This window comes from Clostridium sp. (genome assembly GCF_051656525.1).
Classification (GTDB): Bacteria; Bacillota; Clostridia; order Clostridiales; family Clostridiaceae; genus Clostridium.
On the sequence record NZ_JBOGCC010000283.1, the window covers coordinates 1 to 25305 of the forward strand.

Consider the following 25305-nt stretch of genomic DNA (forward strand, 5'->3'; position numbering starts at 1 on the left):
AGCCCACCTCAAGATTAGATTTCCCATAGCGTAAGCTAGTAAGATCCCTTGAAGAACACAAGGTTGATAGGTTGGGGGTGTAAGCGTAGCAATACGTTCAGCTGACCAATACTAATAGATCGAGGGCTTGACCAATATATATTAACAAAAAGTCATGTGTAATTTTCAGAGAACAATCTCTGAAAAATGAATATTCCGCGATAGCTCAATGGTGGAGCACTCGGCTGTTAACCGATAGGCTGGAGGTTCGAGTCCTCTTCGCGGAGCCATTTTTTATTTGAAGCAGAAGCTTCTTTTTTTTTTGCTTCTAAATTATTATTAAAATGTAACTGAAAATATTATTAATTGTAATAATATCAAATTAAAAGAATGATATTATAGTTATAAATTGAGTTAAAATTTTTATTTATACTATATAGAGGCATAAAATTTAATGTGAAAATTTTATGCTTTTTTGTGTATATTGATAAAAATATAAATACTTTGAATTAAGAAAGAGATTATATTTATACTAATAATAAAAATGGCATTCACATTTGTTAGAAATTAATAAGGATGTAAACATATTAATGAGAGAATAGATTATAATATTTATAGAAAGAATAAAGAGGTGAATTATTATGGCAAAGGTACTTTTAGTAGAAGATGAAGTAAGTATTAGAGGATTTTTAAAAATAAATTTAATTAGAAATGATTTTGAGGTAATAGAAGCAGGTAGTGGTGAAGAAGGAATAAAGATGGCTATGGAAAATCAAATTGATGTAGCTGTATTAGATGTTATGTTACCTGGTATTGATGGATTTCAAGTTTGTAATGAACTAAGAGATAAATATCCTAATCTAGGTGTTATCATGCTTACAGCTAAAGGACAGGATATGGATAAGATAATGGGACTTGAATATGGAGCAGATGACTATATAGTGAAGCCATTTAATCCACTAGAGGTTGTATTAAGAATTAAAGCTATTCTTAGAAGAATGGAAAATAAGGTAGTGGAAAATAAGGATCAATTAATAAATGGACCATTTGTTATTAATTTATATTCGCAAAAAATTACTAAAAATGGTATTGAGATTGATTTGACACCAAAAGAGTATTTAATAATGAAAACTTTTATTGAAAATCCTAATAAGGCTTTTTCGCGAGATGAATTATTAAATTCAGTTTGGGGCTTTAATTATTTTGGTGATCCTAAGATTATAGATGTTAATATTAGAAGATTAAGATCAAAGATAGAAGATGATGCATCTAGCCCAAGTTATATACAAACTGTATGGGGAATAGGATATAGATGGAAGGAATAGTTAATGAAAAGTAGTATAAAACATAAGTTAATTAGAAATTTTTTAATTGTAATTTTTTCAACAGTAATAATACTGGATGTATTATTAGCTGTATTTGTAAGAAAATATTATTATGATAATACAGAAGCAATGCTTATAAATCAAATTGATATTGCATCTAATTTTTATGATAGATATTATTCAACAAGTACATTAATTACAAATATTTATGATGATGTAGATGCGTTTTGGAATCAAAGTACAGCTGAAGTTCAAATATTTGATAAAAGTGGAAAGTTAATAATGGATTCTATTGCAGCAAATGAAAATCCAGATACATATCAAAAAGCTGTAAGTGAAGCACTTAAAGGAATAACTAGCAGATGGGTAGGCCATGTTTCCTATTGTCCATATAAGGTAATGGCTGTTACAAAACCATTAAAAGCAAATGGGCAAATAATTGGAGTAATTAGATTTACAACATCCCTTCAAGATATTGATAAAGGAATAGTTTCTATTATTAGCTTTTTCATAATAGTATCTGTTGCAGTATTAATAATTGGTGTTACATTAAGCTTAATTATGGCAAGAAAAATTGTTGATCCAATATTAAAATTAGAGAATACAGCTAAAAAAATTGCAAGTGGTAATTTAGATGAGCGTAATAATTTTATTACTGATGATGAGATAGGACAGTTAGCACAGACTATTGATTATATGGCAGAAGAAATTAAAGAAAGAGAGCAAATGAAAAATGATTTTATCTCGTCAGTCTCTCATGAGTTAAGAACACCTTTAACTGCTATAAAAGGATGGGTAATAACTTTAAAAGATGAAAATACTGATAAAGAAACATTAGATTTAGGATTTAATATAATTGAAAAAGAAACTGATAGGCTATCTAGTATGGTTGAAGAACTCTTAGATTTTTCAAGACTTACAGGAGGTAAAATATCATTAAAGTATCAAAAAATAGATATTGCAGCATTTGCAAAATATATAGAAGATTATTTAAAGCCAAGAGCATTAAGAGAACAACTAAATTTTTGCATAAAAAATAGTATTGGAAGTTTAGATGTAGATATTGATGTTAATAGAATGAAGCAAGTTTTAATTAATATTTTAGATAATGCTTTTAAATTTACTGATCCAAATGGAAGTATTTTTTTAACTTTTGATAGGGAAAATAATTTTATAATTATAAAAGTTAAGGATACAGGGTGTGGAATTATAAAAGATGAACTTCCAAGAGTTAAAGAAAAATTTTATAAGGGAAGTAATGGAAAGTCTAATGCAGGAATTGGATTATCTATTGCAGAAGAGATTGTAAATTTGCATGGTGGTAAGTTAAATATTGATAGTGTGTATCAAGAAGGAACAACTGTAATTATAAAAATTCCTATAAGGGAGGTTAGTAGTCCCTATGAAGAGTAAGATAATTATAGTCTTAGCAGCATTAGCATTTTTTATATTAGCATTTTCAGGATGTGAGAGGGTTCCAGGAAATAATATGCTGAAAATAAAAGCTCCTATAAATAATGATTTATCTATATCAGGAGTATGGAAAGTAGATTCATATAAGATTTTAGAAAATAATATGTATCCTAAGGGAGATATAAGCCATTTAACTGAAGAAAACATTTATATAGGAAATAATGAAATAAATATGGATAACCAAATATTTAAAAATGTAAGTTATAAATTAAAGGCAGTTAATGGGAATTATTGTATTGCATATAATGCTAGGTATTATGTTTCAGATTTAGGGGTAAAGAGTGTGAATGTAATTACAGCTGCTGATAAAAATAATGTAATTTTTGATTTCTTTAATATAACTCCAGATAGTGGATATATATATTATAGAGGAGTATTATTAAAGGTAAGTAAAGTAGGGGAAGTAAAAGATTCAGATTTTATACCACAAAATGGAGAAGCAAATATAAATAGTTTATCTGTAAATGAAAATAGTACAGAAACAGGTGTACTTATAGGACTAAGAACACCAACTACAAATGATAAAGGAACTGAAAACTACACTTATAAAACATTATGGGTAAGTTATGTAAATGGTAAAGTTAAGGTTGAGGAAGCTCCAGATATTCTTTTCCCAAGAATGACAGGAATGTGGACTGTAATGCCAAAAGAACAAGATATAAATGGATATTATAAGCAATACTTTAGTGTTAACCCTTTTAATGGAAAAGGAAAGAGTATACAAAATGCAGCATTACAAGGGAATTATAATTTATATCAAAGTATAAATTATATAGGAAATGATTATATAGGAGTTCAAACTTATGAAGGTAATAACTTTAAGGGAGATTATCCAAATTATAAGATGATACCAATTGATATATTCCCTTTAAATAAAGGAGTAGCACTTGAGGATATATATAATAATACTATTAATCCAGTGTTCCAAAAGGCATTTAACTCTGAGTATAGTAATTTAAGTGGATCAGAAAAAACATTAGTAAATGGAAATCCTAATTATAAAGATTTTACACTTAAAAGAATTGAAGGTAAGTGGGAGATTGAAGGAAAAATATCACCTTTAAATCAAAATAATCCATCATATAATTTTAATACAGATATAAAACCAAATTCTAACTTGGTGAAGTATGATACATTATATGTGCCATGGAGAATTTTAAGAGCTGAAATGCCAACTATTGAAGATGCATATACATCACCAGATGGAAGACTTGCAGTTATTTTTATAAAAGGTGAGCTTTTAGTTTATAAGATAAATAATAATAAATTGGATGGAAAACCTATTTTTAGGTATAATTTAAATGATAATGATAAAGTTATTATGGCAGAATGGTGTTCAGGAGATTACGTAAATTACTGGGACACATCTTTTAATGAATACAAAAAACAAATGGAGGGAAATTAGATGTTATCAAAAGAAGTTGTTGGAAAAGTTTTATCAGAGTGTATGATAACTGGTGGAGACTTTGCAGAAATTTTTGTGGAAGATTCTATTAATAATTCTTTAGGAATTTTAGATGGAAAAGTAGAAAATGTTATTGGTGGAAGAAGTTATGGTGTTGGAATAAGAATATTTAAAGGATTAAAGAGTGTATACGCATATACTAATGATAATTCATTAACTAGTCTTTTAGATACAGCACATAAGGCAGCAGTTGCATTAGGTGATTTAAAAGTTGATATGGAAATAAGATTAGATAATAAAAAAATAATAGAGAATAAGCATATCATTAAGTTATATCCACAAGCTGTAGATTATAGCAAAAAAATAGATGTAATGAAATTAGCTTATAATAAGGCTAAGGATTATAGTACTGATATAACTAAAGTTAGTGTTAGTTATAGTGATAAGGACCAAAAGATAATGGTTGCAAATACAGAGGGAGTTTTTGTTGAGGATAGAAGAGTTAGAACAAGGCTTGGCATTCATTCAATTGCATCAAAGGATGGTGAAAATCAGACTGGATTTGAAGGACCGGGAAGACTTAAAGGGTTTGAGATGTTCGAAGAAGTAGATCCAGAGTTTTATGCACTTGAAGCATCAAAAACAGCAGTAACTATGTTACATGCTAAAGAATGTCCAGCAGGAAAGATGGCTGTAGCTATTGATAATGGATTTGGTGGAGTTATATTCCATGAAGCTTGTGGACACTCACTAGAAGCTACATCAGTTGCAAAAGGAAATTCGGAGTTTGCAGGAAAGTTAGGAGAGCAGATTGCATCAACTAAGGTTACTGCAATTGATGATGGAACTATCTTAAACTCATGGGGATCAATTAATATTGACGATGAGGGAATGGAATCTAGAAAAAATATTCTTATAGAAGATGGTATTTTAAAAGGATATATGATAGATAAATTAAATGGTAGAAGAATGAATATGGAGCCTACTGGTAATGCAAGAAGACAAAGCTATAAGTATGCACCAACTTCAAGAATGACTAACACATATATATCACCAGGAGAAGATAAGGCAGAAGATATTATAAAATCTATAGATAATGGACTTTATGCTAAAAAGATGGGTGGAGGTTCTGTAAATCCAGTAACAGGAGAGTTTAACTTTAGTGTATCAGAAGGATATTTAGTCAAAGATGGAGTTATTGGAGATCCAGTGCGTGGAGCATCTCTTATAGGTAAAGGAAGTCAAGTTTTAATGGATATTGATATGGTTGGAGATAATTGTCTTCAAGCACAAGGGATGTGTGGTTCTTCATCTGGAAGTATTCCAGTAAATGTTGGGCAGCCAATGATAAGAGTAAAAGAAATAACTGTAGGTGGAAGATAGGAGGTGCAAAACATGGAATTTAAAGAGTTTAAAGGAAAATTATTTGAAAAAGCTAAATTAGAAGGTATGGAAGAGTTTGAAATATATTTTTCAGATAAGGATAGTTTAAGTATTAATATTTATAAAGAAGAGGTTGAAAAATATAATTTAAATAAATCTTTTGGTATTTCATTTAGAGCAAAAGTAGATGGAAAGATGGGATATTCATATAGTGAGATAATAGATGAAGAAGCTATAGATATGCTTATAAATAATGCAAAAGCAGCAGCGCTTTATATTGAAGATGATGATAAGCAATTTATCTATGAGGGGGATAAAGAGTATGCTAAGATAAATAATTATCATACTGCATTAGAAAATATAGAAGCTGATAAATTAATAGAGCTTGCAAAGGGTATGGAAAGAGAATGTAAAAAACAAAGTGATAAAGTTGTTAACTTTGGTGGATGTGGAATTGGATATTCAAATGTTAAATATGGTATTTCTAATTCAAAAGGATTAGACCTTAGTGATAGATTTAATCTTCTAACTGCATATGTTGCACCTATTTTAGAGATTGATAATGTTAAATATGATGGTTTTGGATATGCTATTGCAAAATCTATAGATGAAGTTAATCCAGAAGATATAGCTAAAATGGCTATAAAGGAAGCAATGGATAAAGTTTCTGCAAAAACTATTGAGTCTAAAAAATATAAAACTGTAATAAAGAATGAAGCTATGGTTTCTCTTCTTCAATCATTTTGGTCAATTTTTGATGGAGATTTAGCACAGAAGGGAATATCTTTACTTAAAGGAAAAGAAGGTGAAGTAATAGCATCTTCTAAAGTATCTATAATAGATAATCCTCATATGAAAGATGGGCTTGCATCAGTAGCTTTTGATGATGAAGGTGTAGCTACATTTGAAAAATCAATTATAGAAAATGGAAAGCTTATAACTTTATTACACAACTTAAAAACAGCTAATAAAGAAAATAGAAAATCTACAGGTAGTGGATTTAAGAGTTCATATGCATCACCTGTAAGTGTGGGTCCAACTAATTTCTATTTAGAAAAAGGTGAGAAGTCATTTGAACAGTTATTAAAAGATGTTTCAAATGGACTTATAGTAACTGAATTTTCAGGATTACATTCAGGTGCAAACTCTATAACAGGAGAATTTTCTTTAGCAGCTAAAGGTTTTGTTATTGAAAATGGAAAACAAGGAAGACCTGTTGAACAAATAACAGTTGCAGGAAATTTCTTTGATTTATTAAAGAGTATAGAAGTAGTTTGTGATGATATAAAATTCCCAATGACAAGTTTTGGTTCACCATCAGTTTATGTAGGTGAAATGTCAGTTGCAGGAGAATAAAATAAAATGCTTAGAGAAAATTTTCTCTAAGCATTTTTTGTTATCTTCCAAAGTTTGAACGTATAAGTTTATCTGATAGTTCAGGACTTTCTTTAATAAGTTTTATTTGTTTACTTGTTAAATCTTTTGTATCTCCTGCAATTGTTCCATTATTTAAAATTGCATAAGATCTATTAGTATTTAAAAGATTTCTTCCCATAGCTGTATTTTCATATTCGGAGGAAGGAATTCCAAGTGCATATAATAATGTTGGCATTATATCTATTTGACCACCAACTACATCAAATGTTTTTGGTTTTATAGTAGAACTAGGGTCATATAAGATAAATGGAACAGTAGGCTGTCCTTTATCATCAAACCAAGGTTCTTTATTTGATAAATTATCTATACTTGTTTGGTAATACTTATGAACACCGGTATGATCACCTACAATTGCAATAACACTATTTTGAAGTAAACCAGATTCTTTTAAAAGTGATAAGAAGTATCCAATTTGTGCATCAGTATAGTGAACACTTTCTAAATATCCACCCATTTCACTTTTATCTAATTCAGGCGAAAGGTTTAATTTTCTCATATCTTTTGGTAAATCAAAAGGTCCATGATTAGTTAAGGTTATAGTGTGAGCATAAAATGGTGTTTTTAAATTTTGAAGCATTGGAACTATCTGTCTAAAGTAAGATTTATCACTTATTCCCATTCCAACTAGTTCATCAGGTGTAAATGAATAATAATCAATAAAGTTTTCAAAACCTAATCCAGGTAATCCTTGTGCATAGTTCCAGAATGAACCTTTATCAGGATGAATAGAAACAGAGTGATATTTATTACTGTCTAATATTCTAGGTAATGAATTATAATCACGAACTGGATATCTAAAGAAAGTAGAACCACGCCTTAATGGAAGCATTGATGTATTTACCATTAAGTCAGAATCTGAACTAGTTCCTTCATTAACTTGTTCATAGATATTAGGAAAGTATAGGCTATGTTTAATAAGATTATCCATAACAGGTGTTATTTCTTTTCCATTAATCTTTTGATTTAAAACAAAGCTTTCTAAAGATTCAACTTGAATAATAATTAAGTTTTTACCTTTAGCCATTCCAAAATAATCATTATTTTTTAGATTCTCATTTTTAAATTTATAGTAAGAATTTATACTATTTTTATCTTCAGTTGTTAATTCATAAGGTTTAGAATCTTTATAAACATTTATAGCATCCATAATATGATATCCAACTGGTGAAAAATATTTTGCTGTATTAATTGGGTCATAGTTATCAAAGAAATATGCATTTCTTATATCCTTATTATTTAATACATATAGATTAAATGGAACATATGCTATGAATATTAATGGTAGTATTAATGTTACAAAGAAGGTTTTTACGGCACGTTTTTGTTTATTTACATAAGATTTTCTTGTAAAGAAAACAAAGATTGCCATAATAAATAAATCAATAAATAGATAGATATCTTGGAAACTGAATAAAGAAAGGATAGTTCCAGATAAATTATCTAAGTTAGCTGTTTGAGTTAATACTAAAACAGATGGCATTGTTAAGAATCCTCTAAAGTAACATAAGTCTACTAATGTTAAGATAGTTAGTAGAAAATCTATTATAAATAAATAGACAACTCGTCCTTTTCCTTTAAATAATAAAGAAAAACTTAGGAATACAAGTGCAAATGCTATATAGTAAAATAAACAATATCTTGAGTTTGCAAAGCCTAAATTAAAATCAAGTTTATAGGGATTTGTATTTAGGATAAAACCTTGAAGTGTAATGCTTTTAATAATAATTCCAATTAGGGGAATTAAGAAAAGAATTGTTCTAAAGATAGTATCTTTACTAATATCTTTAAATGAAAAGTTCTTTGAATCTGTAATCATGTTAAACTCCTTGTTAATAGTTTATTAATAAATTATAGTACAAGCTATTAGATATAGCAATAAATTGCAGATATGTAAAAGATAAAATAAGGAAATGTTAAGAAATAGTCACAGAAAAATGATATAATGTAATAAAAATAAGTATGAGGTGAATATTTGTGAATAGAATAGATTGTAGAGGATTAGAATGTCCAAAACCAGTAGTAGAAACTAAAAAGTATTTTGAAAGTATAGATAAGGGAATTGCTATAGTATTAGTAGATAATGAGATAGCAAATACTAATGTAAGTAGATTTGCTGAAGGTGCAGGTTTTTTAGTTAAAAGTGAATTAAAAGAGGATATATATGAAATAACTATAGAGAAAATAGGAGAGCAAATAGAAGAGAAACAGAAAGATAGCTTCTCAATACTTATAACAACAAATAAATTAGGGGAAGGTAGTGATGATCTTGGTAGGACTTTAATGAAAAGTTATCTTTATGCATTATCAGAAGCTACAGAGATTCCAGATGAAGTTATTTTTTTAAATGGAGGAGTAAAACTTACTAGTGGAAATAGTAATGTAGTAGAAAGCATAAAAGAAATTGAAAATAAGGGAACTAAGATTATTAGTTGTGGTGCATGTTTAGATTTTTATAATTTAAAGGAAGAACTTAAAGTTGGAGAAGTTGGCAATATGTATACAATAGTAGAAATAACTAATAAAAAAAGAATAGTTAAAATTTAAATATATGGAAATGGTGGTGCAAGTATGAAAGAATATGATTTAGTAATCATAGGTGGTGGAGTTTCTGGAATGACAGCAGCTATAGGTGCATTAGAAAACGGAGATAAGGATGTACTTATTTTAGAGAGAGAAGAAACTTATGGTGGAGTTTTAAATCAATGCATTCATTGTGGATTTTCTATAGAAGATGAAAAATTAACAGGACCAGAAGTAATTGGTAAGATTAAAGATAAGCTTGATGATTATGAATATGAATTAAAACTTAAAACAACTGTTTTAAATATTTCTAATAATAAGAAAATAACATTTATAAATGAAGCGGATGGAATAAAAACAGTAAAGGCTAAAGTTATAATTTTAGCAACAGGATGTAGAGAAAGATATACAGGAAGTGTATTAATTCCAACTAGTAAATTTACAGGAGTATTTACTATTGGTTGTGCACATAAAATAATAAATTTAGATGGGGTTCTTCCTGGAAAAAATCCTGTTATAACAGCTAATAATAAATGGGCATTAATTTTAGCAGTCAGGACAGAGTTAGAAGGTGGAAAAGTAGAGGCGTTAGTAGTAAATAGTGAAAGCGGGTATAAAATATCTGAAGAAGATAGAAAAATTATAGATGGACTTAATATAAATGTTATAGAAAAAGCAAGGCTTTTAGAAGTGGCAGGTGGAAGAAGAGTTAATAGTGTTAAAATACTAGATTTAACCACACTTGAAGAAAAAAGTTTTAGTTGTGATTCGTTATTTTTATCTGTTGGTTATTATCCAGAACTTAGTATGGTTGAAAAAATTGATATAAAAAAAATGGATGATGGGAAGAAATTAAAGGTGGAAGAGTATAGAACATCTATTGAGTGGATTTTTGCATGTGGTAATCTCATATATGGAGATGACTGTGAAAAGGAAAAGAAACTTGGTGGATATATTACAGGATTAAAGGCATGTGAATACCTTCAATCCTTAAAGGAAAGCATATAGATTTTCAAAAATTAGTTTATTACCTTTTTCATTAAGATGTATACCATCTAAATAGATATCCTGAGATATATTTGACTTAGTTAAAATATAGAGATCTATTATATCTATAGGATATTTTTCTTTTAAATTTAATATTTCCTTTTGTAATTCTATTAAAGAGGTAGTAGCATGATCATAATAAGATGAATATGAAAAAAGCTTTATAGCTAAATCTTTAACAATGAAGGGTGGAACTCCTATAATTATTCTTGAGTTTATAGAAAGTAAGTCTTTAATCATAAGTTCTATATTTGAAATTATGGAAGAGACTGACCTACCAGATAATAAATCATTGCTTCCACACATTATAAATGTAATTTTAGGTGAATTAAGAATAACATCTCTATGAAAGCGAGTCAAAATACCTGTTGAGGTATCTCCGTTAATTCCTTTGTTTAATATAATTTCATGAGGAAATAAATTAGATAATAGGGAAGAAAAACTATTTTTCTTAGATACTCCATAGCCAAATGTTAAGCTATCACCAATTAAGACAATAGGCTTATTATTCAAAAAAATCACATCCTTTTAAAATAGAGTGTTAAAACAAGAACGACAAATTAAAGTTTTACCACCATTTGCTTTTAGAAAATCACCATTTTTAATAGGCTTATTACAAATTTCACATATGTCTTTAGAAGAGGATGTTTTCTCTGTTTTTTTTGCTTTAATTTTATTCTCCAATGATTTATTAGGTTTAATAGGGGAATAAATTTTGCTTTCTGTTTTAACTTCTTTTTTTGTTATAGTATAGCCAATAGCATAAGAACTTTCTTTAAAAAGTTCTAATTCAAAACGTGGATTTTCTTTATCATAGTGCTCTTCAATAAAAATTTGTTTAATTTGAGCATCATTTATAATAAGACCACTCTTTTCAATTCCGTCAAAAATACTTTTACAAATATTTATAGTATCAGGATGTCTTTTTTCACTTTTATAAAAGACTTTTAAAATAGCAATTAGGCCTTCTTCAAGAATAACTTTTGGATTTTGAAGTCTAGCAACATATGCAATTTCTTGTTCATATAAAGCGTATCTATCATGATATTTTCCACTATTAGAAGGAAGGATAGCTCTTCCATCTTTGTTATGTAATTTAAAATTAGATTTTGTTATGGGTGAACCATTAACAATTACCTTTGCATAATCTGACATAAAATTCTCCTTTGTGACAATGTAGTTTTAAATATTGCTATATTAATTTTAACATAAATTATGATAGAAGGATTAGATGAGTTAATAATTGATAATAAGATATATTTGAAGTATAATTACAAATAGTGAATTTACTTTTTAGGGAAATTTTAAACGAGGTAAAGTTAATGGAGAGAAAAATAATATTATCAATAGAATCAAGTTGTGATGAAACTTCAGCTGCAATAGTTGTAAATGGAAGAGAAGTTTTATCAAATATAATATCAACACAAATAGAAACACATAAAAAATTTGGTGGAGTAGTACCAGAAGTTGCATCAAGAATGCATACTGAAGTAATAAATGAAGTAGTACAAAAGGCATTAGAGGAAGCTAATGTAACATTAGATGATGTTGATGCAATTGGAGTTACATATGGACCAGGACTTGTTGGAGCATTGCTTGTAGGTCTTCAATATGCAAAGGGATTAGCACTAGCTACAGGTAAACCTTTAGTAGGAGTTAATCATATAGAAGGGCATATATCAGCAAATTATATTGAGCATAAGGATTTAAAACCACCTTTTGTATCATTAGTTGTCTCAGGAGGACATACATTTATAGTTTATGTAAAGGATTATTGTGTATATGAAGTTATTGGTCAAACTAGAGATGATGCTGCAGGGGAAGCTTACGATAAAGTTGCAAGAGCATTAGGGCTTGGATATCCTGGTGGGCCTAAAATTGATAAACTTGCAAAAGAAGGAAATGAAAATGCAATTGATTTTCCAAGAGCAAGATTTGCACATGAAGATACATTAGATTTTTCATTTAGTGGAGTAAAATCAGCAGTATTAAATTATTTAAATAAAGCAAAGATGCAAGATGTTGAAGTAAATAAAGCAGATGTAGCTGCATCATTTCAAAAAGCTGTAGTTAATGTTTTAAGAGACAATGTATTTTTAACTTGTGAGAAAAAAGGATTAGATAAAATTGCAATAGCTGGAGGAGTAGCTTCAAATTCAGCACTTAGAGAAGCGCTTATTACAGAAGGAAAAGAGAAAAATATAAAAATACTTTTTCCATCACCAATTTTATGTACAGATAATGCAGCTATGATAGGAAGTGCTGCTTATTTTAGATTTATAAAAGGAGAGGAGTCTAGCTTAGATTTAAATGCAAAACCAAATCTAAAGTTATAGAGTTTGAAAAGAAAGCATGAGTTTATTAGCAGAATCAAATAGCATGAAGAAAATTAACATGAAAGAAAAGATTCCTAAAACTATATTAATAAAAAGAATTATTTATATAATTTTAGCAGTAGTTATAGTAGGAATAGGAATACAACAAGTGTATAACTTTGTTTCTGGAGAGATGATAAAGGTAAAAAGTTCTTATGTGACGATAGATGGTAAACAGATACATTATAAAGCTAAAGGAACAGGCGATTATACTGTTGTATTTAGTGGAGATACTGGAGCTAATATGTATGAATGGAATAAAACTGTAGAAGACCTTGAAAATTCAGGAGTTAGAACATTTGTATATAATAGAAATGGATATGGGCTTAGTAATGGAAGTGAGAAATTAACCCCACAACAACAAGCTGAGCAACTACATACATTATTAAAAAAATCTGCAACTGGAGGTAACTATATCTTAGTTGGAGAAGGGTATGGAAGCTTAGTGATGACTAATTATGCAAAAAAATATCCAGATAATGTAAAGGGAGTAGTGTTAATAGATCCAATTAATGAAGCTAATAAAAACAAATATCATACTATAAAAGCTGCAATTTCATTAGTAGGTAAGAAGATTCAGGCTATAGGAGCAAATTGTTCGTTAACTTGGATATTAAATAAAATTGGATTAACAACAAATTATCCAAATTTTGAGAATAATTTAACTAATGAAAAGGAAAAAGACCAATATAATTGGCTTAAAAATCAAGCACCATATAGAAATGCTATATATAATGAGAGTAAAAATATATATGAAATGAATAGTAATAGCCAAACAAACGGGATGTTTGGAAAGATACCATATTATTTAATAACGAATGAAAAAGAGAGTGGATTAAAGGATTTAGGTAGTGAAAGTTATACGACAGAATATTACGTAGATTATAATGGAGATGCTTTTGCAAGCACTAATCCTAGAGATGTTGCAGTTGCAGTAAATAAGGTATTAGATCAAGCAATTAGAATAAGGAATAGGGAAAACAATAAATAGAAGTATTAAATTTGATAAAAGTGTAAATAATACCTAGTGGACTACTTAGGTATTATTTTTTATGAAAAAAATTTTTATTTTATTCATAAATGACATCAAAATGACACATAAAATTAATATAATAGGTTGTATAATAGGAAATATAAAGAAATGAAGGGAGAAAAATAAAAATGCAAGACGAAAATTACAAAGATGAAAACTTAAATATAGAAAATGTAGATAGAAATGTAGATAATGTAGATATAAAGTATGAAGCACCGAAAAAGAAAAAATCTAAAAAGGGAAAGGTATTTTTAGGTGTTGTAGGAGTAGTAGTAATTTCATTAGTATCAGGTATAGCAGGTGGTGCTATAACATATTATGTAGTAGGGAAAACTGAAAATGGAACATTTGTAAATCAACCAGATTTTAAAAATAATTCACCATTAACAATACAGGAAGTTTATAAAAAGGTTGCACCAGCTGTAGTGATTGTTTCAACTAAATCAATGGCATTAAGCAACGGATACATCCCAGAGGAAGTTGAAGGAATTGGTTCAGGATTTATTATTAATGAAAATGGTGAAATACTTACAAATTATCATGTTGTAAAGGGTGCTACTGATGTTAAAGTAACACTAAGCACAGGACAGGAAGTTAATGCAAAAGTTGTAAACTATAATGAAGCAGAAGATGTAGCATTATTAAAACTTACAGAGAATGTTAAAGTTCCAGCAGTTGCAGAACTTGGTGATTCATCAAAACTTGAACCAGGTCAATCAGTAGTTGCAATAGGAACACCACTTTCAAAAGAATTTGCAAGTACTATTACTCAAGGTATCGTAAGTGCGGTTGGAAGAAATGTAGATACAAAAACAGGTAAACAAATAAACTTAATTCAAACAGATACTCCAATAAACCCAGGTAATAGTGGAGGACCTTTAGTTAATGCAGAAGGTCAAGTTGTTGGTATTAATACATTAAAAGTTAGTGGTGGAGCTGAAGGGATTGGATTTGCAATTCCTATAAATGAAGTAAAATCAAAACTAGATGTTTTATCACAACCAGCGGTAACACTTGGAATAAAAATTATAGATGTGACTAAGGCACTTTCAAAAGAAAAAAATCTACCAGAGGGTATATATGTGGCAGAGGTAAATGATTTTTCATCAGCACAAAAAGCTGGAATGAAAGCTGGAGACATTATTACTTCTTTTGATGGAAAGAAAGTGAAAACAGCAGCTGAGTTAAATAAAATAAAATCTACATTAAAAGTTGGGCAAGAAGTACCAGTTGTAGTACAGCGTAATGGAAAACAAGTAAATTTAACCTTAACAATGGAAAGTTAATAAAAAACACTAGCATGATTAAAAATGCTAGTGTTTTTATATAAGAAATTATATAAGAGGATTTTTATCAGAAGGAACTATAAAAATTTTTCTACATCCTTTTACAAAAAATTAACAAGTGTGTAATATTAAACATAGTGTGCCTAAAGAATACACACTATTTAATAGAAAAGTGCTTTTAGAAAACGGCTACATAGTTAAGATTACGAAGATATTAAAAAGTGAAAAGTTGGCATGCAACTTGCTATAATTTAGTAGTGTGATAACTGATAAAGGGTTTAAAAAAATAAAATAAATATCAGAGATATGAGGGGGAATTTATTATGAAAAAAATATTATTATGTTGTTCAGCAGGAATGTCAACAAGTCTATTAGTAACAAAAATGCAGGCTGCTGCAAAAGAGCAAGGGATAGAATGTCAAATTGCAGCTTACTCAGAAGCAGATGTAAAAAACCATGAAAATGAAATGGACGTGTTATTATTAGGACCTCAAGTTAGATTCTTATTTAATAAAATGAAAGAAAAATATGAGCCAACAGGAGTACCTGTAGATGTAATTAATACAGTTGATTATGGAACAATGAATGGAGCAAAAGTTTTAGCTCATGCATTAAAATTATTAGATAAATAAGTAGAAGAAATATTTGGTAGAGAGGTGCGTCTTTATGGAGGAAGTTATACTAAACCTTATAATGCATAGTGGTGAAGCTAGAAGCTGTTCAATGGAAGGAGTTGAGGCTGCAAAAGAGGGAAACAGTAAACTTGCAAAATATTTACTTCAAAAATCCGATGAAGAAATTGGATATGCGCATCTTTCTCAATTAACTTTAATGCAATATGAAACTAGTGAGTTAGAATGTAGAATTTCATTGTTATTAGTTCATGCACAGGATCATTTAATGGCAAGTATGACACTTCGAGATTTAGCTAATGAATTAGTAGATTTATATTTGAAAATAAATTTAAAAGTATGAACTCTAATGATATCATTAGAGTTCATTGATTATGTTTTAAGGAGAGTAGAAAACTATGAATTATGTAATAGGTGTAGATGGAGGAGGAACTAAAACAGAGGCAGTAGCATATAGCTTAGAAGGTGAAGTTTTAGGAACAACTCTTACAGGATTTGGAAACTTAGTTAACGGTAGAGATGAGGCATTAAAGAATATTACAGATTCTATAGAAGGATTAGTTAATAAGCTAGGAAGAGACGGATTAAAGGCATTACATTTAGGCATAGCTGGATCAGAAGTTTCTGATAATGCAAAATCTATTGAGAATGAAGTAAGAGAAAAGTTTGGATTTGATTGCAAAGTTATGAATGATGGTGACTTAGCATTAAAGGCATTATTAAAAGGTGAAGATGGAATACTAGTTATTGCTGGTACTGGATCTATTGCATTTGGAATACATGGAGATAGAGAAAAGAGAGTTGGAGGATGGGGACATCTTCTAGGTGACGAAGGTAGCGCTTATAAAATATCTATTGAAGCTTTTAAAATAATGATAAAAGAAGATGATTATGGATTAGAAAGAAGTAAGCTTTCACAAGATATATTAAATAAATTAGAAATAAAAGAAGTTTCAAATATAATTGATTTTGTGTATTCATCAACTAAAGATGAGATAGCTCAAATGGCAGGACTTGTATCTAAGCATGCTGAACTTGGTGATGAAGAAGCAAAAAATATATTAATTAATGAAGGAATTCAAATTGCTAAGAGTGCTGAAAGGGTTTTTAAGGCATTAGATTTTGAAAACTGTAGTATAGGACTTGTTGGTGGAGTTATAAGAAAATCAAGAATTTTAAGAGAAGCTTTTGAAGAGTACTTAAATGAAAATATTAAAGTAAATTCTTTTGTAGATGATAGTGTTTCACCAGCAATAGGTGCTTATTATATTTACAAAAAAGAAAATAGATAATAAAAACATAAGGTTAAACGGAGGAGTTAGAAATGAAAAGATTAGGAATTTCAATATACCCAAACCATTGTGATATGGACAAAATAGTAGATTATATAGATTTAGCTGCAAAATATGGATTTAGCAGAATATTTACATGCCTTTTATCAGCTGAAGGAAAACCAATAGAGCAAATTGTAAAAGAGTTTAAAGTAATGTTAGATGCTGCTAATAGTCATGGAATGGAAGTAATTGCAGACCTTGATCCAACTGTATTTAACGGTCTTGGAGCTTCTATAACAGATTTAAAAATGTTTAAAGACATGGGATTAAGTGGAATCAGACTTGATATGGGATTTGCAGGTAATGAAGAATCAATAATGACATTTAATAAATATGGATTAAAAATAGAACTTAATGTAAGTAATGGAACTAAGTATATTGATAATGTAATGAGTTATCATCCAAATAAAGAAAATCTTTATGGATGTCATAACTTCTATCCACATGTTTATACAGGACTTGGATATGATCATTTCATCAAATGTAGTAAACAATTTAAGGATTATGGAATAAAGGTTGCAGCATTTGTAAACTCTCCAACTGCTGAAAATGGACCATGGCCAGTTTCAGAAGGATTATGTACTTTAGAGGAGCATAGAAGTTTACCAATAGATGTTCAAGCTAAACATTTATTTGCAACAGGTTTAGTTGATGATGTTATAATAGCAAATTGTTTTGCAAGTGAGGAAGAGTTAAAAGCTTTAAGTGAAGTTAACAGAGAGATGCTTGAATTAAGTGTTGAACTTGTAGATAATTTACCAGAAGTTCAAAAAATTATCGTTTTAGATGAATTCCACTTTAACAGAGGAGATTGTTCTGATTATGTTATAAGATCAACTCAATCAAGAGTTAAATATAAAGGGGAAAGTTTCCCACCTGCTTATACTCCAGATATGGTAAAAGGTGATGTAATGATTGAATCAGATCTTTATACTAGATACGCAGGAGAATTACAACTTGCAAGAAAAGAAATGAAAAATAGTGGGAAAACAAATGTTGTTGCAAGAGTAGTTGAAGAAGAGAGATTCTTAATTGACTTAATAGAGCCATGGGGAAAATTTGCATTTAAATTAAAAAAATAGATTGTTTTAAGAGGCTGTGAGGGAGGTATCACAGTCTCTTATTGCTATAAATAAATTGAGAAAGAAGGAAATATTATGAGTAAAGGAATTAAAATTGTAACTATTGGTGGAGGATCAAGTTATACGCCAGAACTAGTAGAAGGTTTTATAAAAAGATATAATGAATTACCAGTAAGAGAACTTTGGCTTGTAGATATAGAAGATGGAAGAGAAAAGCTTGAGATAGTAGGAAATTTAGCAAGAAGAATGGTTAAAAAAGCTGGAGTACCTATGGAAATTCATTTAACTTTAAATAGAAGAGAAGCTTTAAAAGATGCAGATTTTGTTACTACTCAAATTAGAGTAGGACTTTTAGATGCAAGAATAAAAGACGAAAGAATTCCTTTAAGTCACGGAGTAATTGGTCAAGAAACAAACGGTGCAGGAGGAATGTTTAAGGCACTTAGAACAATACCTGTAATATTAGATATAGATAAAGATATGTCAGAGTTATGTCCTAATGCATGGCTTATAAATTTCTCAAATCCAGCAGGAATGGTAACAGAAGCTGTATTAAGATATGGTATAAATAAAAAAGTTATAGGACTTTGTAATGTTCCAATAGGAATGGAAAAAGCAGCTGCAAATATGCTAGGTGTTGACCATTCACGAGTAAGAATGGATTTCTTTGGACTAAATCATATGGTATTTGGAAAAGAAATTTATTTAGATGGTGTAAACGTAACAAGTAAGGTTATGGAAGCTATGGAAGAAGGAAAATTAGGTCCAATAGTAAAAAATATAAAAGATTTTGAATGGAATAAAGAATTTATTAAAGCACTAAATATGATGCCATGTCCATATCATAGATATTACTTCCAAACTGAAGAAATGTTAGAGGATGAATTAAAAGAATTCTCTAAAGGTGAAACAAGAGCAGAAGTAGTAAAAAGATTAGAGAAAGATCTTTTTGAATTATATAAAGATGAAAATTTGGATGTTAAACCACCTCAATTAGAAAAAAGAGGAGGAGCATACTATTCAGACGCTGCTTGTAGATTAATATATTCAATTTATAATGATAAAGGTGATATACAACCAGTAGATGTTAGAAATAATGGCGCAATTATAGGAATTGATGAAAATTCAGCAGTAGAAATATCATGTGTTATTACTAAAGATGGGCCAAAACCAATTGCAATGGGTAAAATTCCAATAGCAGTAAATGGATTAATTCAAACAATTAAAAGTTTTGAAATGCTTTGTGTAGAAGCAGCAGTAGAAGGAAGTTATGATAAAGCTTTAATGGCATTATCTATAAACCCATTAATTCCATCTGAGAAAATGGCAAAAACTTTATTAGATGAATTATTAGAGGCACATAAAGAATATTTACCACAATTCAATAAATAATATTTTAAAAAGCTTCCTATTAAGGAGGCTTTTTTTATTGATTAAAACAAAGTAAAAATATGGTATAATGATGTGAGAATTATTTAAGGGAGAATTTTATGGGGGTAAAAAAAGAAATAGATAAAAAGTTTTATAAAAAGGTATTTATAATAGCGTTACCAATAGTTATCCAAAATTTAATTACATCATCATTAAATATAGTTGATACTATAATGATTGGAAGTCTTGGTGAGAAAGAAATTGCAGCAGTTGGTATAGGAAATCAATATTTTTTCTTATTAAATATAATTATTATGGGATTGTTTAGTGGTATTGGGATTTTTATATCTCAGTATTATGGGAAAAAAGATGAGGAAAATATAAAAAGATTAGTAGGGATTGGAGTAGTTTCTAGTTTTATAGTTGGTGGATTATTTATGATAGGTGCATTAATTTTTCCAACTACAATCATAGGATTTTTTAATCTTGATAAAGGGGTTATAGAAATAGGGGCAAGCTATTTAATAATAGTATGTTTTAGCTATATTTTTACAGCGCTTAGTTTTAACTTTGCAATGGCATCAAGATGTATTGAAAGAGCAGTTATACCTATGGTTGCAAGTGGTGTTGCATTAATAATAAATACTACTTTAAATTATTGCCTTATTTTTGGTAGCTTTGGATTTCCGAAGCTTGGAGTTGAAGGTGCTGCAATAGCAACTTTAATTGCTAGAATAATAGAGTGTATAATTATTATAGGGTATGTGTATTTTAGTAAGAGTATTTTACGTGGAAACTTTAAAGAATATTTTTCTTTTGAAATTTCATTTTTAAAGAAGATAATAATAACTGTTATTCCTGTTCTTTTAAATGAGGCATGTTGGGGATTTGGTTCTATAATGTATAATGTTGTTTATGGAAGAATTGGAACTAGCGCAATAGCATCTGTTCAAATTGCAACAACAATTAGCAACTTATTTATGGTTGTTATATTTGGAATAGCAAGTGCATCTTTAGTTATTGTTGGTAAAGAAGTTGGAAAAGGAAAAAGTGATATAGGAATAAGATATGGAAACAATTCTTTAAAGCTTGGATGTATAATAGGAGTAGGAATTTCAATATTAATAATAGTCCTTGCAGGAAATATTGTTAATCTTTATAATGTTTCAGTAGAAGTAAAAGAATGGACTAGATACATTTTATATGTAACATCTTTAGTAATGATAATAAGGGTGTATAATATTATTGCAATTGTAGGAGTTTTAAGAGGGGGAGGAGATACAAAGGTGTCTTTTTATATTGAAGCCAGTACAATGTGGCTTATAGGTGTCCCTGTTGCTTTTATAGGTGCATTTATATTAAAACTTCCAGTGTATGTAGTATATGCCTTATGTGGGCTTGAAGAAATAGCAAAGATGATTGCATGTTTAAAAAGAATTAGAAGTAAAAAATGGATTAAAAACTTAGTTTTAGAAGAAGATATAACTAAAGATGTAGTAAGCATTTAAGATGAAACTTTTGTTTTAGTAAAAAGTAAAGGAAGATAAGAACGGTGAAAAATAAAATAAAAATTGGAATAGTACTAGTTATAGTAGGTATAGTGGCTATATTACTTTCAAATATTATTGTAGGGCATAGTAAAAAAGAATTATCAGGAAGCCTAAATATAGTGGTTAATAGTAGTAATTATAAATATATAAATTCAGCTGCGGAACAGTTTAAGCAAAAGAATCATAAGGTTAAAATTAATGTTGAGGAAATTCCAGATAAGGGATACTACAATTATATTATGGATAGGTATAAGCAAGGTTATAAGGCTGATGTAGCTATTGTAAGCAATGAAAATGTTAGAAATTTAGTAAATGAAGATAAGATAATTCCAGTAGATTTAAGTGGAATTATAAATTTATATAGTGGAAACTTTGGAAAAGCTAGATTAAATGAGAGCAATATAAAGGGAAAATATTATAGTATTCCATTCTCAAGCAATCCTATAGCTATGTTTATGAGAAATGATATATTAGAGAAGTATGGATATAATAGTGATGATATAAATACTTGGGATGATGTGATTAACGTAGGAAAAGGATTATACTCTAAAAGTAAAGGGCAAGTTAGATTATTAAGTGGAATAGGTGATGATTATAATAAATTAGTTAGCTTATTAATAATGGAAAATTTAAATTTAGGATATGATAAAAAAGATACTATAAAAAATACAGAAGATATGATAAAGAAACTTGAAAAGGATAATATTTTAGCTACAAATACTAATGAAGAGTATGCAGGCAAGATAAGTTCTATTAATGGAGTTAAGTCTATTGAAGAAATTAAGACTCCTTGTGAATGGGAAACTTTAAATCCACCAGCTTTAGTTCAAGGTGCAAATAAGTTTTATGAAGAAGGTGGCGAAGATGTAGTAGTATTAAATGATAAAAATGTAGATATTAGCAAAGCATTTATATCATTTTTAAGTAATAATACAAATCTATCATTAGAGTATACTGTTTCAGGAAGTTTATTTTCAAGTTATCTTTATACTTATAAGAATGTAGAGATAGAGAATGAAATGAATAATTTTATAGGTCAGAGCCCTCTTGTAGTTATGAATAACATAGCAATGAAGGCTCCAAGTGTACAAAATTATGATGAATATCTAGAAATTAATAAAGAGATTTTAAGTGATAATACTATAAAGTAGAATAAATTTTAGTATAAGCATCTAAAGTAAGTTCTGCAGTATGCCTCCATGAAAATTGGAGGCTTTTTTCATGTCCTTTTTTAATTAGTTCATTTCTAAACTTAGTGTTATTTAAAACTTTAATTAAAGCTTTTGAAATATCCTCTGCACTATTTGGGTTTATTAAAAGAGCAGAGTCGGAAGTAACTTCTGGAATAGAAGTTATATTAGAAGCTATTACAGGTGTACTACAGCTCATAGCCTCTAATGGTGGAAGACCAAAACCTTCATATAATGATGGATATACGAAAGTATCAGCACCATTATAAAGAATAGGTAACATAGAATTCTCAACAAAGCCTGTAAAAATTATTGATGAAAGCATGTTATTTTCTTTTGCATAATTAAAAAGTAGTTCACCGTCATCTTTTAAGGAACCAACTATAAGGAGTTTATATTCTTTTAATAGACTGGACCTACAGTCAATAAAGGCATCAATCAGAGCTTTTACATTTTTACGACTACTAAAGCCACCAATATATAAAATATAAGGAGTATTAAAGTTGAATTTTTTTGAAATTTCTTTTCTACATAAATCTTTATTTAAAGGTTTGTATGAATCATTAGTTGCTAAAGGTGTTACAAAAATTTTTTCTTCAGGATATCCTTTAAAGAAGCGCAAGATATCTTTTTTTGAGTATTCAGATACAGTCAATATTCCTTTAGAGTTTTCAATTATATTTGGCATATCACGAAGGAATCTCTTTAAGTATCCAGGGCCAACAGTTTCAGGCATAGTATATGGAATTAAGTCATGGATAGTAACTACAGTATTTAAGTTTTTTTCAAAAGGAAATCCAAGCCCGTTTTGAGGGATATGATATAAATCTATATTTCTATCAATTAAATTATTAGGAATATAGTGTCTTTCAAAAAAAAGATTATGTTTTCCAGATGTATATATATAATCAACATTTTTTTGCTTGAATTTTTCTTGTAAATCACCTGTCCAGATTAATGTAAATAAATCTTTATTATTTATCTTAATCATTTCAGAAATAAGGTTATCTGTATATGTGCCAATTCCAGTTCCACTATGAAGATTAACACTTCTAGAGTCAATTGCTATTTTCATTTCTCCACCTCTTTTAATACATATATATTAATAGCCTATTAAATAGTAAGAAAAAGGTGAATAAAAATCACAAAAATAATGAGAAAACATATAATGAACAATAGAAAAATATTTTAGGGGGAAGAGTTAGGTGAAGCTAGATACCTTGAAAAATTTAATTGAAGAGGAGTATGAAATAAAGGTTAGAAAATTAGAAAAAGTAAAAAATACCTATAAGGTTTATGGAGAGGAAGGAGAGTTTTGTTTAAAGGTTGTAAAGTATGATGTTCCCCATTTTAAATTTATATTGCAAGGAATAAAACATTTAGAGAAAAGGGGATTTGAAGGAGTATTAAACATAATAGAAACTAAAAATAAAAAAAAAATTGTAAGTTTTGACAATAAAAATGGATTTTTAACAAAATGGATAGAAGCTAGTGAGAGTAATTTTGATGATATAGAGATGGTAGAAAAGATAAGTAGTAAAATTAGTGAGATGCATTTAAAAAGTAGAGGATTTATATTAAGCAAAGATGTTAGACCAAGGATATATTTTGGAAGTTGGATAAAGGTTTTTGAAACAAGGAGAGGTGAGTTATTTGATTTTAAGATAAGAATAGAAAGAAAAGTATATAAAAACGATTTTGATAAATTATTTTTAGAATACTTTGATAAAGAAATTAATAGAGCAGATAAGAGTATAGAGAGTCTTAAAAAAAGTGACTATAAGAAAATAATGAGAAGTGAAGCAAAAAAAATTGGTTTTTGTCATCATGATTTGGCTAACCATAATATCATGATTGATAAAGAAAATAAAATTAATTTTATTGATTTTGATTACTGTATTTTAGATAGTGGACTACATGATTTAGCATCTTTTATTTGGAGAGTAAATAAGTTCAATGATAATCATTCAAAAGAGAAAGTGGAAAAAATAATAAAAGGATATGAGAAAAATATTGAAATAATGGATAACGAAAAGAGAATCATGAGAGATTTTCTTTCATTTCCACAAGAGTTTTGGCAAATAGGACTTCAAGTATATTGGGAAATGCAACCTTGGGGTGAGGAGTTTATGATGAGAAAATTGGAGAGGTATTTTAAGTCTTTGGAAAATAAAGAGGATGTAATAGGGTGGATAGGAGGACAGTAAATGGATGTAAATAGAGGGATTAGAGAGTATTTGTTTGAGAAGAATATATATGTTTTTAATGAGTATTTTAAAGGCAATAAGAAGGATAGTACTGGTATAATAGAGCATTTAAATATTATATCTGAAGTGCAAAAAGTATTTATGAATTTTAATACAGGAAGTTATAGTGGAGTTAAGAGTTATATAGGAAAAGATATAAATAGAATAAGGATAACTCTAATAATTTTGAAAAGTATAGGTTTTTCAGAAGACTTTATGCCATTAATAAAGAAATTAGAAATGATTGATTGTAAAATACGGGAAATAGATTTTAAAAAGATTGCAAGAAGAAGTGTAGATAGAAAAGAGATAACTATTGGAAGATTAGATGAGAGAAATATTAGAGTTTTAGATGAAATTGAGATTGGGAAAATAAAAAAGGTTGCTTATAACGTAATAGAAGAAGACGTGATTTCTTATATGAAAAGAATTAAAAGGGATTATTCTAAAGAAGATATTGAAAAGTTTATATTAAGTTATATAAAAGTGTCAGGACTAGATAGGGAAAGTTATAAATATATAAGAACTATGATAGAGGTTCCTAATTTATCTGTAAGTTATATTGAAAAAAACAGAAGCAAATTAGATAGAAAAATATTATTAAATCTTATGGAAAGGGAAAATATTATATAAAAGG

The 25305-nt window shown here is 28.6% G+C and carries 23 protein-coding genes, 1 tRNA gene and 1 rRNA gene; 21 read left to right on the forward strand and 4 right to left on the reverse strand.

Translation table 11 applies throughout. The features are described 5' to 3' along the window. From ACRDDY_RS14270 to ACRDDY_RS14300, 7 genes are all read left to right on the forward strand, one after another. Window positions 1–135, forward strand: a 23S ribosomal RNA gene (locus ACRDDY_RS14270); the annotation flags it as partial. 59 nt (window positions 136–194) lie between these two features. After that, a tRNA-Asn gene (locus ACRDDY_RS14275) sits at window positions 195–269 on the forward strand. Between the two features lie 351 nt (window positions 270–620). After that, a complete protein-coding gene (locus tag ACRDDY_RS14280; RefSeq protein ID WP_438565615.1) occupies window positions 621–1304 on the forward strand; it encodes a response regulator transcription factor in 684 nt (227 codons plus the stop codon). 3 nt (window positions 1305–1307) lie between these two features. Beyond that, window positions 1308–2717 carry an ATP-binding protein gene (locus ACRDDY_RS14285; RefSeq protein WP_438565616.1) on the forward strand — a complete coding sequence of 470 codons (1410 nt, stop codon included), beginning with the start codon at window positions 1308–1310 and terminating at the stop codon, window positions 2715–2717. Beyond that, complete coding sequence (locus tag ACRDDY_RS14290; RefSeq protein ID WP_438565617.1) at window positions 2707–4182, forward strand: hypothetical protein; 1476 nt, start codon at window positions 2707–2709, stop codon at window positions 4180–4182. Before ACRDDY_RS14285 ends, ACRDDY_RS14290 begins: the two co-directional genes overlap by 11 nt. Next, window positions 4183–5565, forward strand: coding sequence for a TldD/PmbA family protein (locus ACRDDY_RS14295; RefSeq protein WP_438565618.1), 1383 nt, complete (start codon window positions 4183–4185; stop codon window positions 5563–5565). It abuts the gene before it with no gap. 12 nt (window positions 5566–5577) lie between these two features. Then, the gene (locus ACRDDY_RS14300; RefSeq protein WP_438565619.1) at window positions 5578–6921 is read left to right on the forward strand and encodes a TldD/PmbA family protein; all 1344 of its coding nucleotides are present in this window, start codon (window positions 5578–5580) and stop codon (window positions 6919–6921) included. Between the two features lie 40 nt (window positions 6922–6961). Here ACRDDY_RS14300 and ACRDDY_RS14305 read toward each other — a convergent pair whose 3' ends face one another. Further along, window positions 6962–8818, reverse strand: coding sequence for an LTA synthase family protein (locus tag ACRDDY_RS14305; protein ID WP_438565620.1), 1857 nt, complete (start codon window positions 8816–8818; stop codon window positions 6962–6964). A 158-nt stretch (window positions 8819–8976) separates the two neighbouring features. Here ACRDDY_RS14305 and yedF point away from each other — a divergent pair, with 158 nt between their 5' ends. Together yedF and ACRDDY_RS14315 are read left to right on the forward strand one after the other, a co-directional pair. After that, a complete protein-coding gene (gene yedF, locus ACRDDY_RS14310) occupies window positions 8977–9546 on the forward strand; it encodes a sulfurtransferase-like selenium metabolism protein YedF (protein WP_438565621.1) in 570 nt (189 codons plus the stop codon). A gap of 24 nt (window positions 9547–9570) precedes the next feature. Next, window positions 9571–10530: an NAD(P)/FAD-dependent oxidoreductase gene (locus ACRDDY_RS14315; protein ID WP_438565622.1), complete on the forward strand. Its 960-nt coding sequence runs from the start codon at window positions 9571–9573 to the stop codon at window positions 10528–10530. On the opposite strand, the gene ACRDDY_RS14320 is transcribed toward ACRDDY_RS14315, so the two are convergent. Together ACRDDY_RS14320 and ACRDDY_RS14325 are read right to left on the reverse strand one after the other, a co-directional pair. Further along, window positions 10513–11082, reverse strand: coding sequence for a GDSL-type esterase/lipase family protein (locus ACRDDY_RS14320; RefSeq protein WP_438565623.1), 570 nt, complete (start codon window positions 11080–11082; stop codon window positions 10513–10515). The two genes, ACRDDY_RS14315 and ACRDDY_RS14320, sit on opposite strands and share 18 nt — an antisense overlap. 15 nt (window positions 11083–11097) lie before the next feature. Beyond that, entirely contained in the window at window positions 11098–11724 is a 627-nt protein-coding gene (locus ACRDDY_RS14325) for a RusA family crossover junction endodeoxyribonuclease (protein WP_438565624.1), read from the reverse strand. 167 nt (window positions 11725–11891) lie between these two features. Between ACRDDY_RS14325 and tsaD the strand changes: the two genes are divergently transcribed. The 10 genes from tsaD to ACRDDY_RS14375 all read left to right on the forward strand — a co-directional run bounded on the left by tsaD (window position 11892) and on the right by ACRDDY_RS14375 (window position 22383). Next, window positions 11892–12905 carry a tRNA (adenosine(37)-N6)-threonylcarbamoyltransferase complex transferase subunit TsaD gene (tsaD, locus tag ACRDDY_RS14330; protein WP_438565625.1) on the forward strand — a complete coding sequence of 338 codons (1014 nt, stop codon included), beginning with the start codon at window positions 11892–11894 and terminating at the stop codon, window positions 12903–12905. A gap of 43 nt (window positions 12906–12948) precedes the next feature. Beyond that, complete coding sequence (locus ACRDDY_RS14335; protein WP_438565626.1) at window positions 12949–13935, forward strand: alpha/beta hydrolase; 987 nt, start codon at window positions 12949–12951, stop codon at window positions 13933–13935. 170 nt (window positions 13936–14105) lie between these two features. Continuing rightward, entirely contained in the window at window positions 14106–15263 is a 1158-nt protein-coding gene (locus ACRDDY_RS14340; RefSeq protein WP_438565627.1) for a S1C family serine protease, read from the forward strand. A gap of 323 nt (window positions 15264–15586) precedes the next feature. Then, complete coding sequence (locus tag ACRDDY_RS14345) at window positions 15587–15895, forward strand: PTS sugar transporter subunit IIB (RefSeq protein WP_438565628.1); 309 nt, start codon at window positions 15587–15589, stop codon at window positions 15893–15895. A gap of 34 nt (window positions 15896–15929) precedes the next feature. Then, a complete protein-coding gene (locus ACRDDY_RS14350; RefSeq protein WP_438565629.1) occupies window positions 15930–16238 on the forward strand; it encodes a PTS lactose/cellobiose transporter subunit IIA in 309 nt (102 codons plus the stop codon). Window positions 16239–16293: 55 nt separating this feature from the next. Continuing rightward, window positions 16294–17187, forward strand: a complete 894-nt coding sequence (locus ACRDDY_RS14355) for an N-acetylglucosamine kinase (protein ID WP_438565630.1) — start codon at window positions 16294–16296, stop codon at window positions 17185–17187. Window positions 17188–17219: 32 nt separating this feature from the next. Then, window positions 17220–18311 carry a DUF871 domain-containing protein gene (locus tag ACRDDY_RS14360; protein WP_438565631.1) on the forward strand — a complete coding sequence of 364 codons (1092 nt, stop codon included), beginning with the start codon at window positions 17220–17222 and terminating at the stop codon, window positions 18309–18311. Window positions 18312–18386: 75 nt separating this feature from the next. Beyond that, window positions 18387–19703 carry a 6-phospho-beta-glucosidase gene (locus tag ACRDDY_RS14365; RefSeq protein ID WP_438565632.1) on the forward strand — a complete coding sequence of 439 codons (1317 nt, stop codon included), beginning with the start codon at window positions 18387–18389 and terminating at the stop codon, window positions 19701–19703. 98 nt (window positions 19704–19801) lie between these two features. After that, complete coding sequence (locus ACRDDY_RS14370) at window positions 19802–21190, forward strand: MATE family efflux transporter (protein ID WP_438565633.1); 1389 nt, start codon at window positions 19802–19804, stop codon at window positions 21188–21190. 44 nt (window positions 21191–21234) lie between these two features. After that, window positions 21235–22383 carry an ABC transporter substrate-binding protein gene (locus ACRDDY_RS14375; RefSeq protein ID WP_438565634.1) on the forward strand — a complete coding sequence of 383 codons (1149 nt, stop codon included), beginning with the start codon at window positions 21235–21237 and terminating at the stop codon, window positions 22381–22383. Here the strand turns inward: ACRDDY_RS14375 and ACRDDY_RS14380 are convergent. Next, window positions 22373–23497 carry a glycosyltransferase family 4 protein gene (locus tag ACRDDY_RS14380; protein ID WP_438565635.1) on the reverse strand — a complete coding sequence of 375 codons (1125 nt, stop codon included), beginning with the start codon at window positions 23495–23497 and terminating at the stop codon, window positions 22373–22375. The genes ACRDDY_RS14375 and ACRDDY_RS14380 overlap by 11 nt on opposite strands. 130 nt (window positions 23498–23627) lie before the next feature. Here ACRDDY_RS14380 and ACRDDY_RS14385 point away from each other — a divergent pair, with 130 nt between their 5' ends. Both ACRDDY_RS14385 and ACRDDY_RS14390 read left to right on the forward strand, forming a co-directional pair. Further along, the gene (locus ACRDDY_RS14385) at window positions 23628–24629 is read left to right on the forward strand and encodes a CotS family spore coat protein (protein WP_438565636.1); all 1002 of its coding nucleotides are present in this window, start codon (window positions 23628–23630) and stop codon (window positions 24627–24629) included. Beyond that, a complete protein-coding gene (locus tag ACRDDY_RS14390; RefSeq protein WP_438565637.1) occupies window positions 24630–25301 on the forward strand; it encodes a hypothetical protein in 672 nt (223 codons plus the stop codon). The last annotated feature ends 4 nt before the right edge of the window (window positions 25302–25305 follow it).

Bases quoted from the DNA above. Each gene is read 5' to 3' on its own strand.
- ACRDDY_RS14280 (WP_438565615.1), top strand. From the start codon at position 621: ATGGCAAAGGTACTTTTAGTAGAAGATGAAGTAAGTATTAGAGGATTT.
- ACRDDY_RS14285 (WP_438565616.1), top strand. From the start codon at position 1,308: ATGAAAAGTAGTATAAAACATAAGTTAATTAGAAATTTTTTAATTGTA.
- ACRDDY_RS14290 (WP_438565617.1), top strand. From the start codon at position 2,707: ATGAAGAGTAAGATAATTATAGTCTTAGCAGCATTAGCATTTTTTATA.
- ACRDDY_RS14295 (WP_438565618.1), top strand. From the start codon at position 4,183: ATGTTATCAAAAGAAGTTGTTGGAAAAGTTTTATCAGAGTGTATGATA.
- ACRDDY_RS14300 (WP_438565619.1), top strand. From the start codon at position 5,578: ATGGAATTTAAAGAGTTTAAAGGAAAATTATTTGAAAAAGCTAAATTA.
- ACRDDY_RS14305 (WP_438565620.1), bottom strand. From the start codon at position 8,818: ATGATTACAGATTCAAAGAACTTTTCATTTAAAGATATTAGTAAAGAT.
- ACRDDY_RS14315 (WP_438565622.1), top strand. From the start codon at position 9,571: ATGAAAGAATATGATTTAGTAATCATAGGTGGTGGAGTTTCTGGAATG.
- ACRDDY_RS14325 (WP_438565624.1), bottom strand. From the start codon at position 11,724: ATGTCAGATTATGCAAAGGTAATTGTTAATGGTTCACCCATAACAAAA.
- tsaD (WP_438565625.1), top strand. From the start codon at position 11,892: ATGGAGAGAAAAATAATATTATCAATAGAATCAAGTTGTGATGAAACT.
- ACRDDY_RS14335 (WP_438565626.1), top strand. From the start codon at position 12,949: ATGAAGAAAATTAACATGAAAGAAAAGATTCCTAAAACTATATTAATA.
- ACRDDY_RS14340 (WP_438565627.1), top strand. From the start codon at position 14,106: ATGCAAGACGAAAATTACAAAGATGAAAACTTAAATATAGAAAATGTA.
- ACRDDY_RS14345 (WP_438565628.1), top strand. From the start codon at position 15,587: ATGAAAAAAATATTATTATGTTGTTCAGCAGGAATGTCAACAAGTCTA.
- ACRDDY_RS14350 (WP_438565629.1), top strand. From the start codon at position 15,930: ATGGAGGAAGTTATACTAAACCTTATAATGCATAGTGGTGAAGCTAGA.
- ACRDDY_RS14355 (WP_438565630.1), top strand. From the start codon at position 16,294: ATGAATTATGTAATAGGTGTAGATGGAGGAGGAACTAAAACAGAGGCA.
- ACRDDY_RS14360 (WP_438565631.1), top strand. From the start codon at position 17,220: ATGAAAAGATTAGGAATTTCAATATACCCAAACCATTGTGATATGGAC.
- ACRDDY_RS14365 (WP_438565632.1), top strand. From the start codon at position 18,387: ATGAGTAAAGGAATTAAAATTGTAACTATTGGTGGAGGATCAAGTTAT.
- ACRDDY_RS14370 (WP_438565633.1), top strand. From the start codon at position 19,802: ATGGGGGTAAAAAAAGAAATAGATAAAAAGTTTTATAAAAAGGTATTT.
- ACRDDY_RS14380 (WP_438565635.1), bottom strand. From the start codon at position 23,497: ATGAAAATAGCAATTGACTCTAGAAGTGTTAATCTTCATAGTGGAACT.
- ACRDDY_RS14390 (WP_438565637.1), top strand. From the start codon at position 24,630: ATGGATGTAAATAGAGGGATTAGAGAGTATTTGTTTGAGAAGAATATA.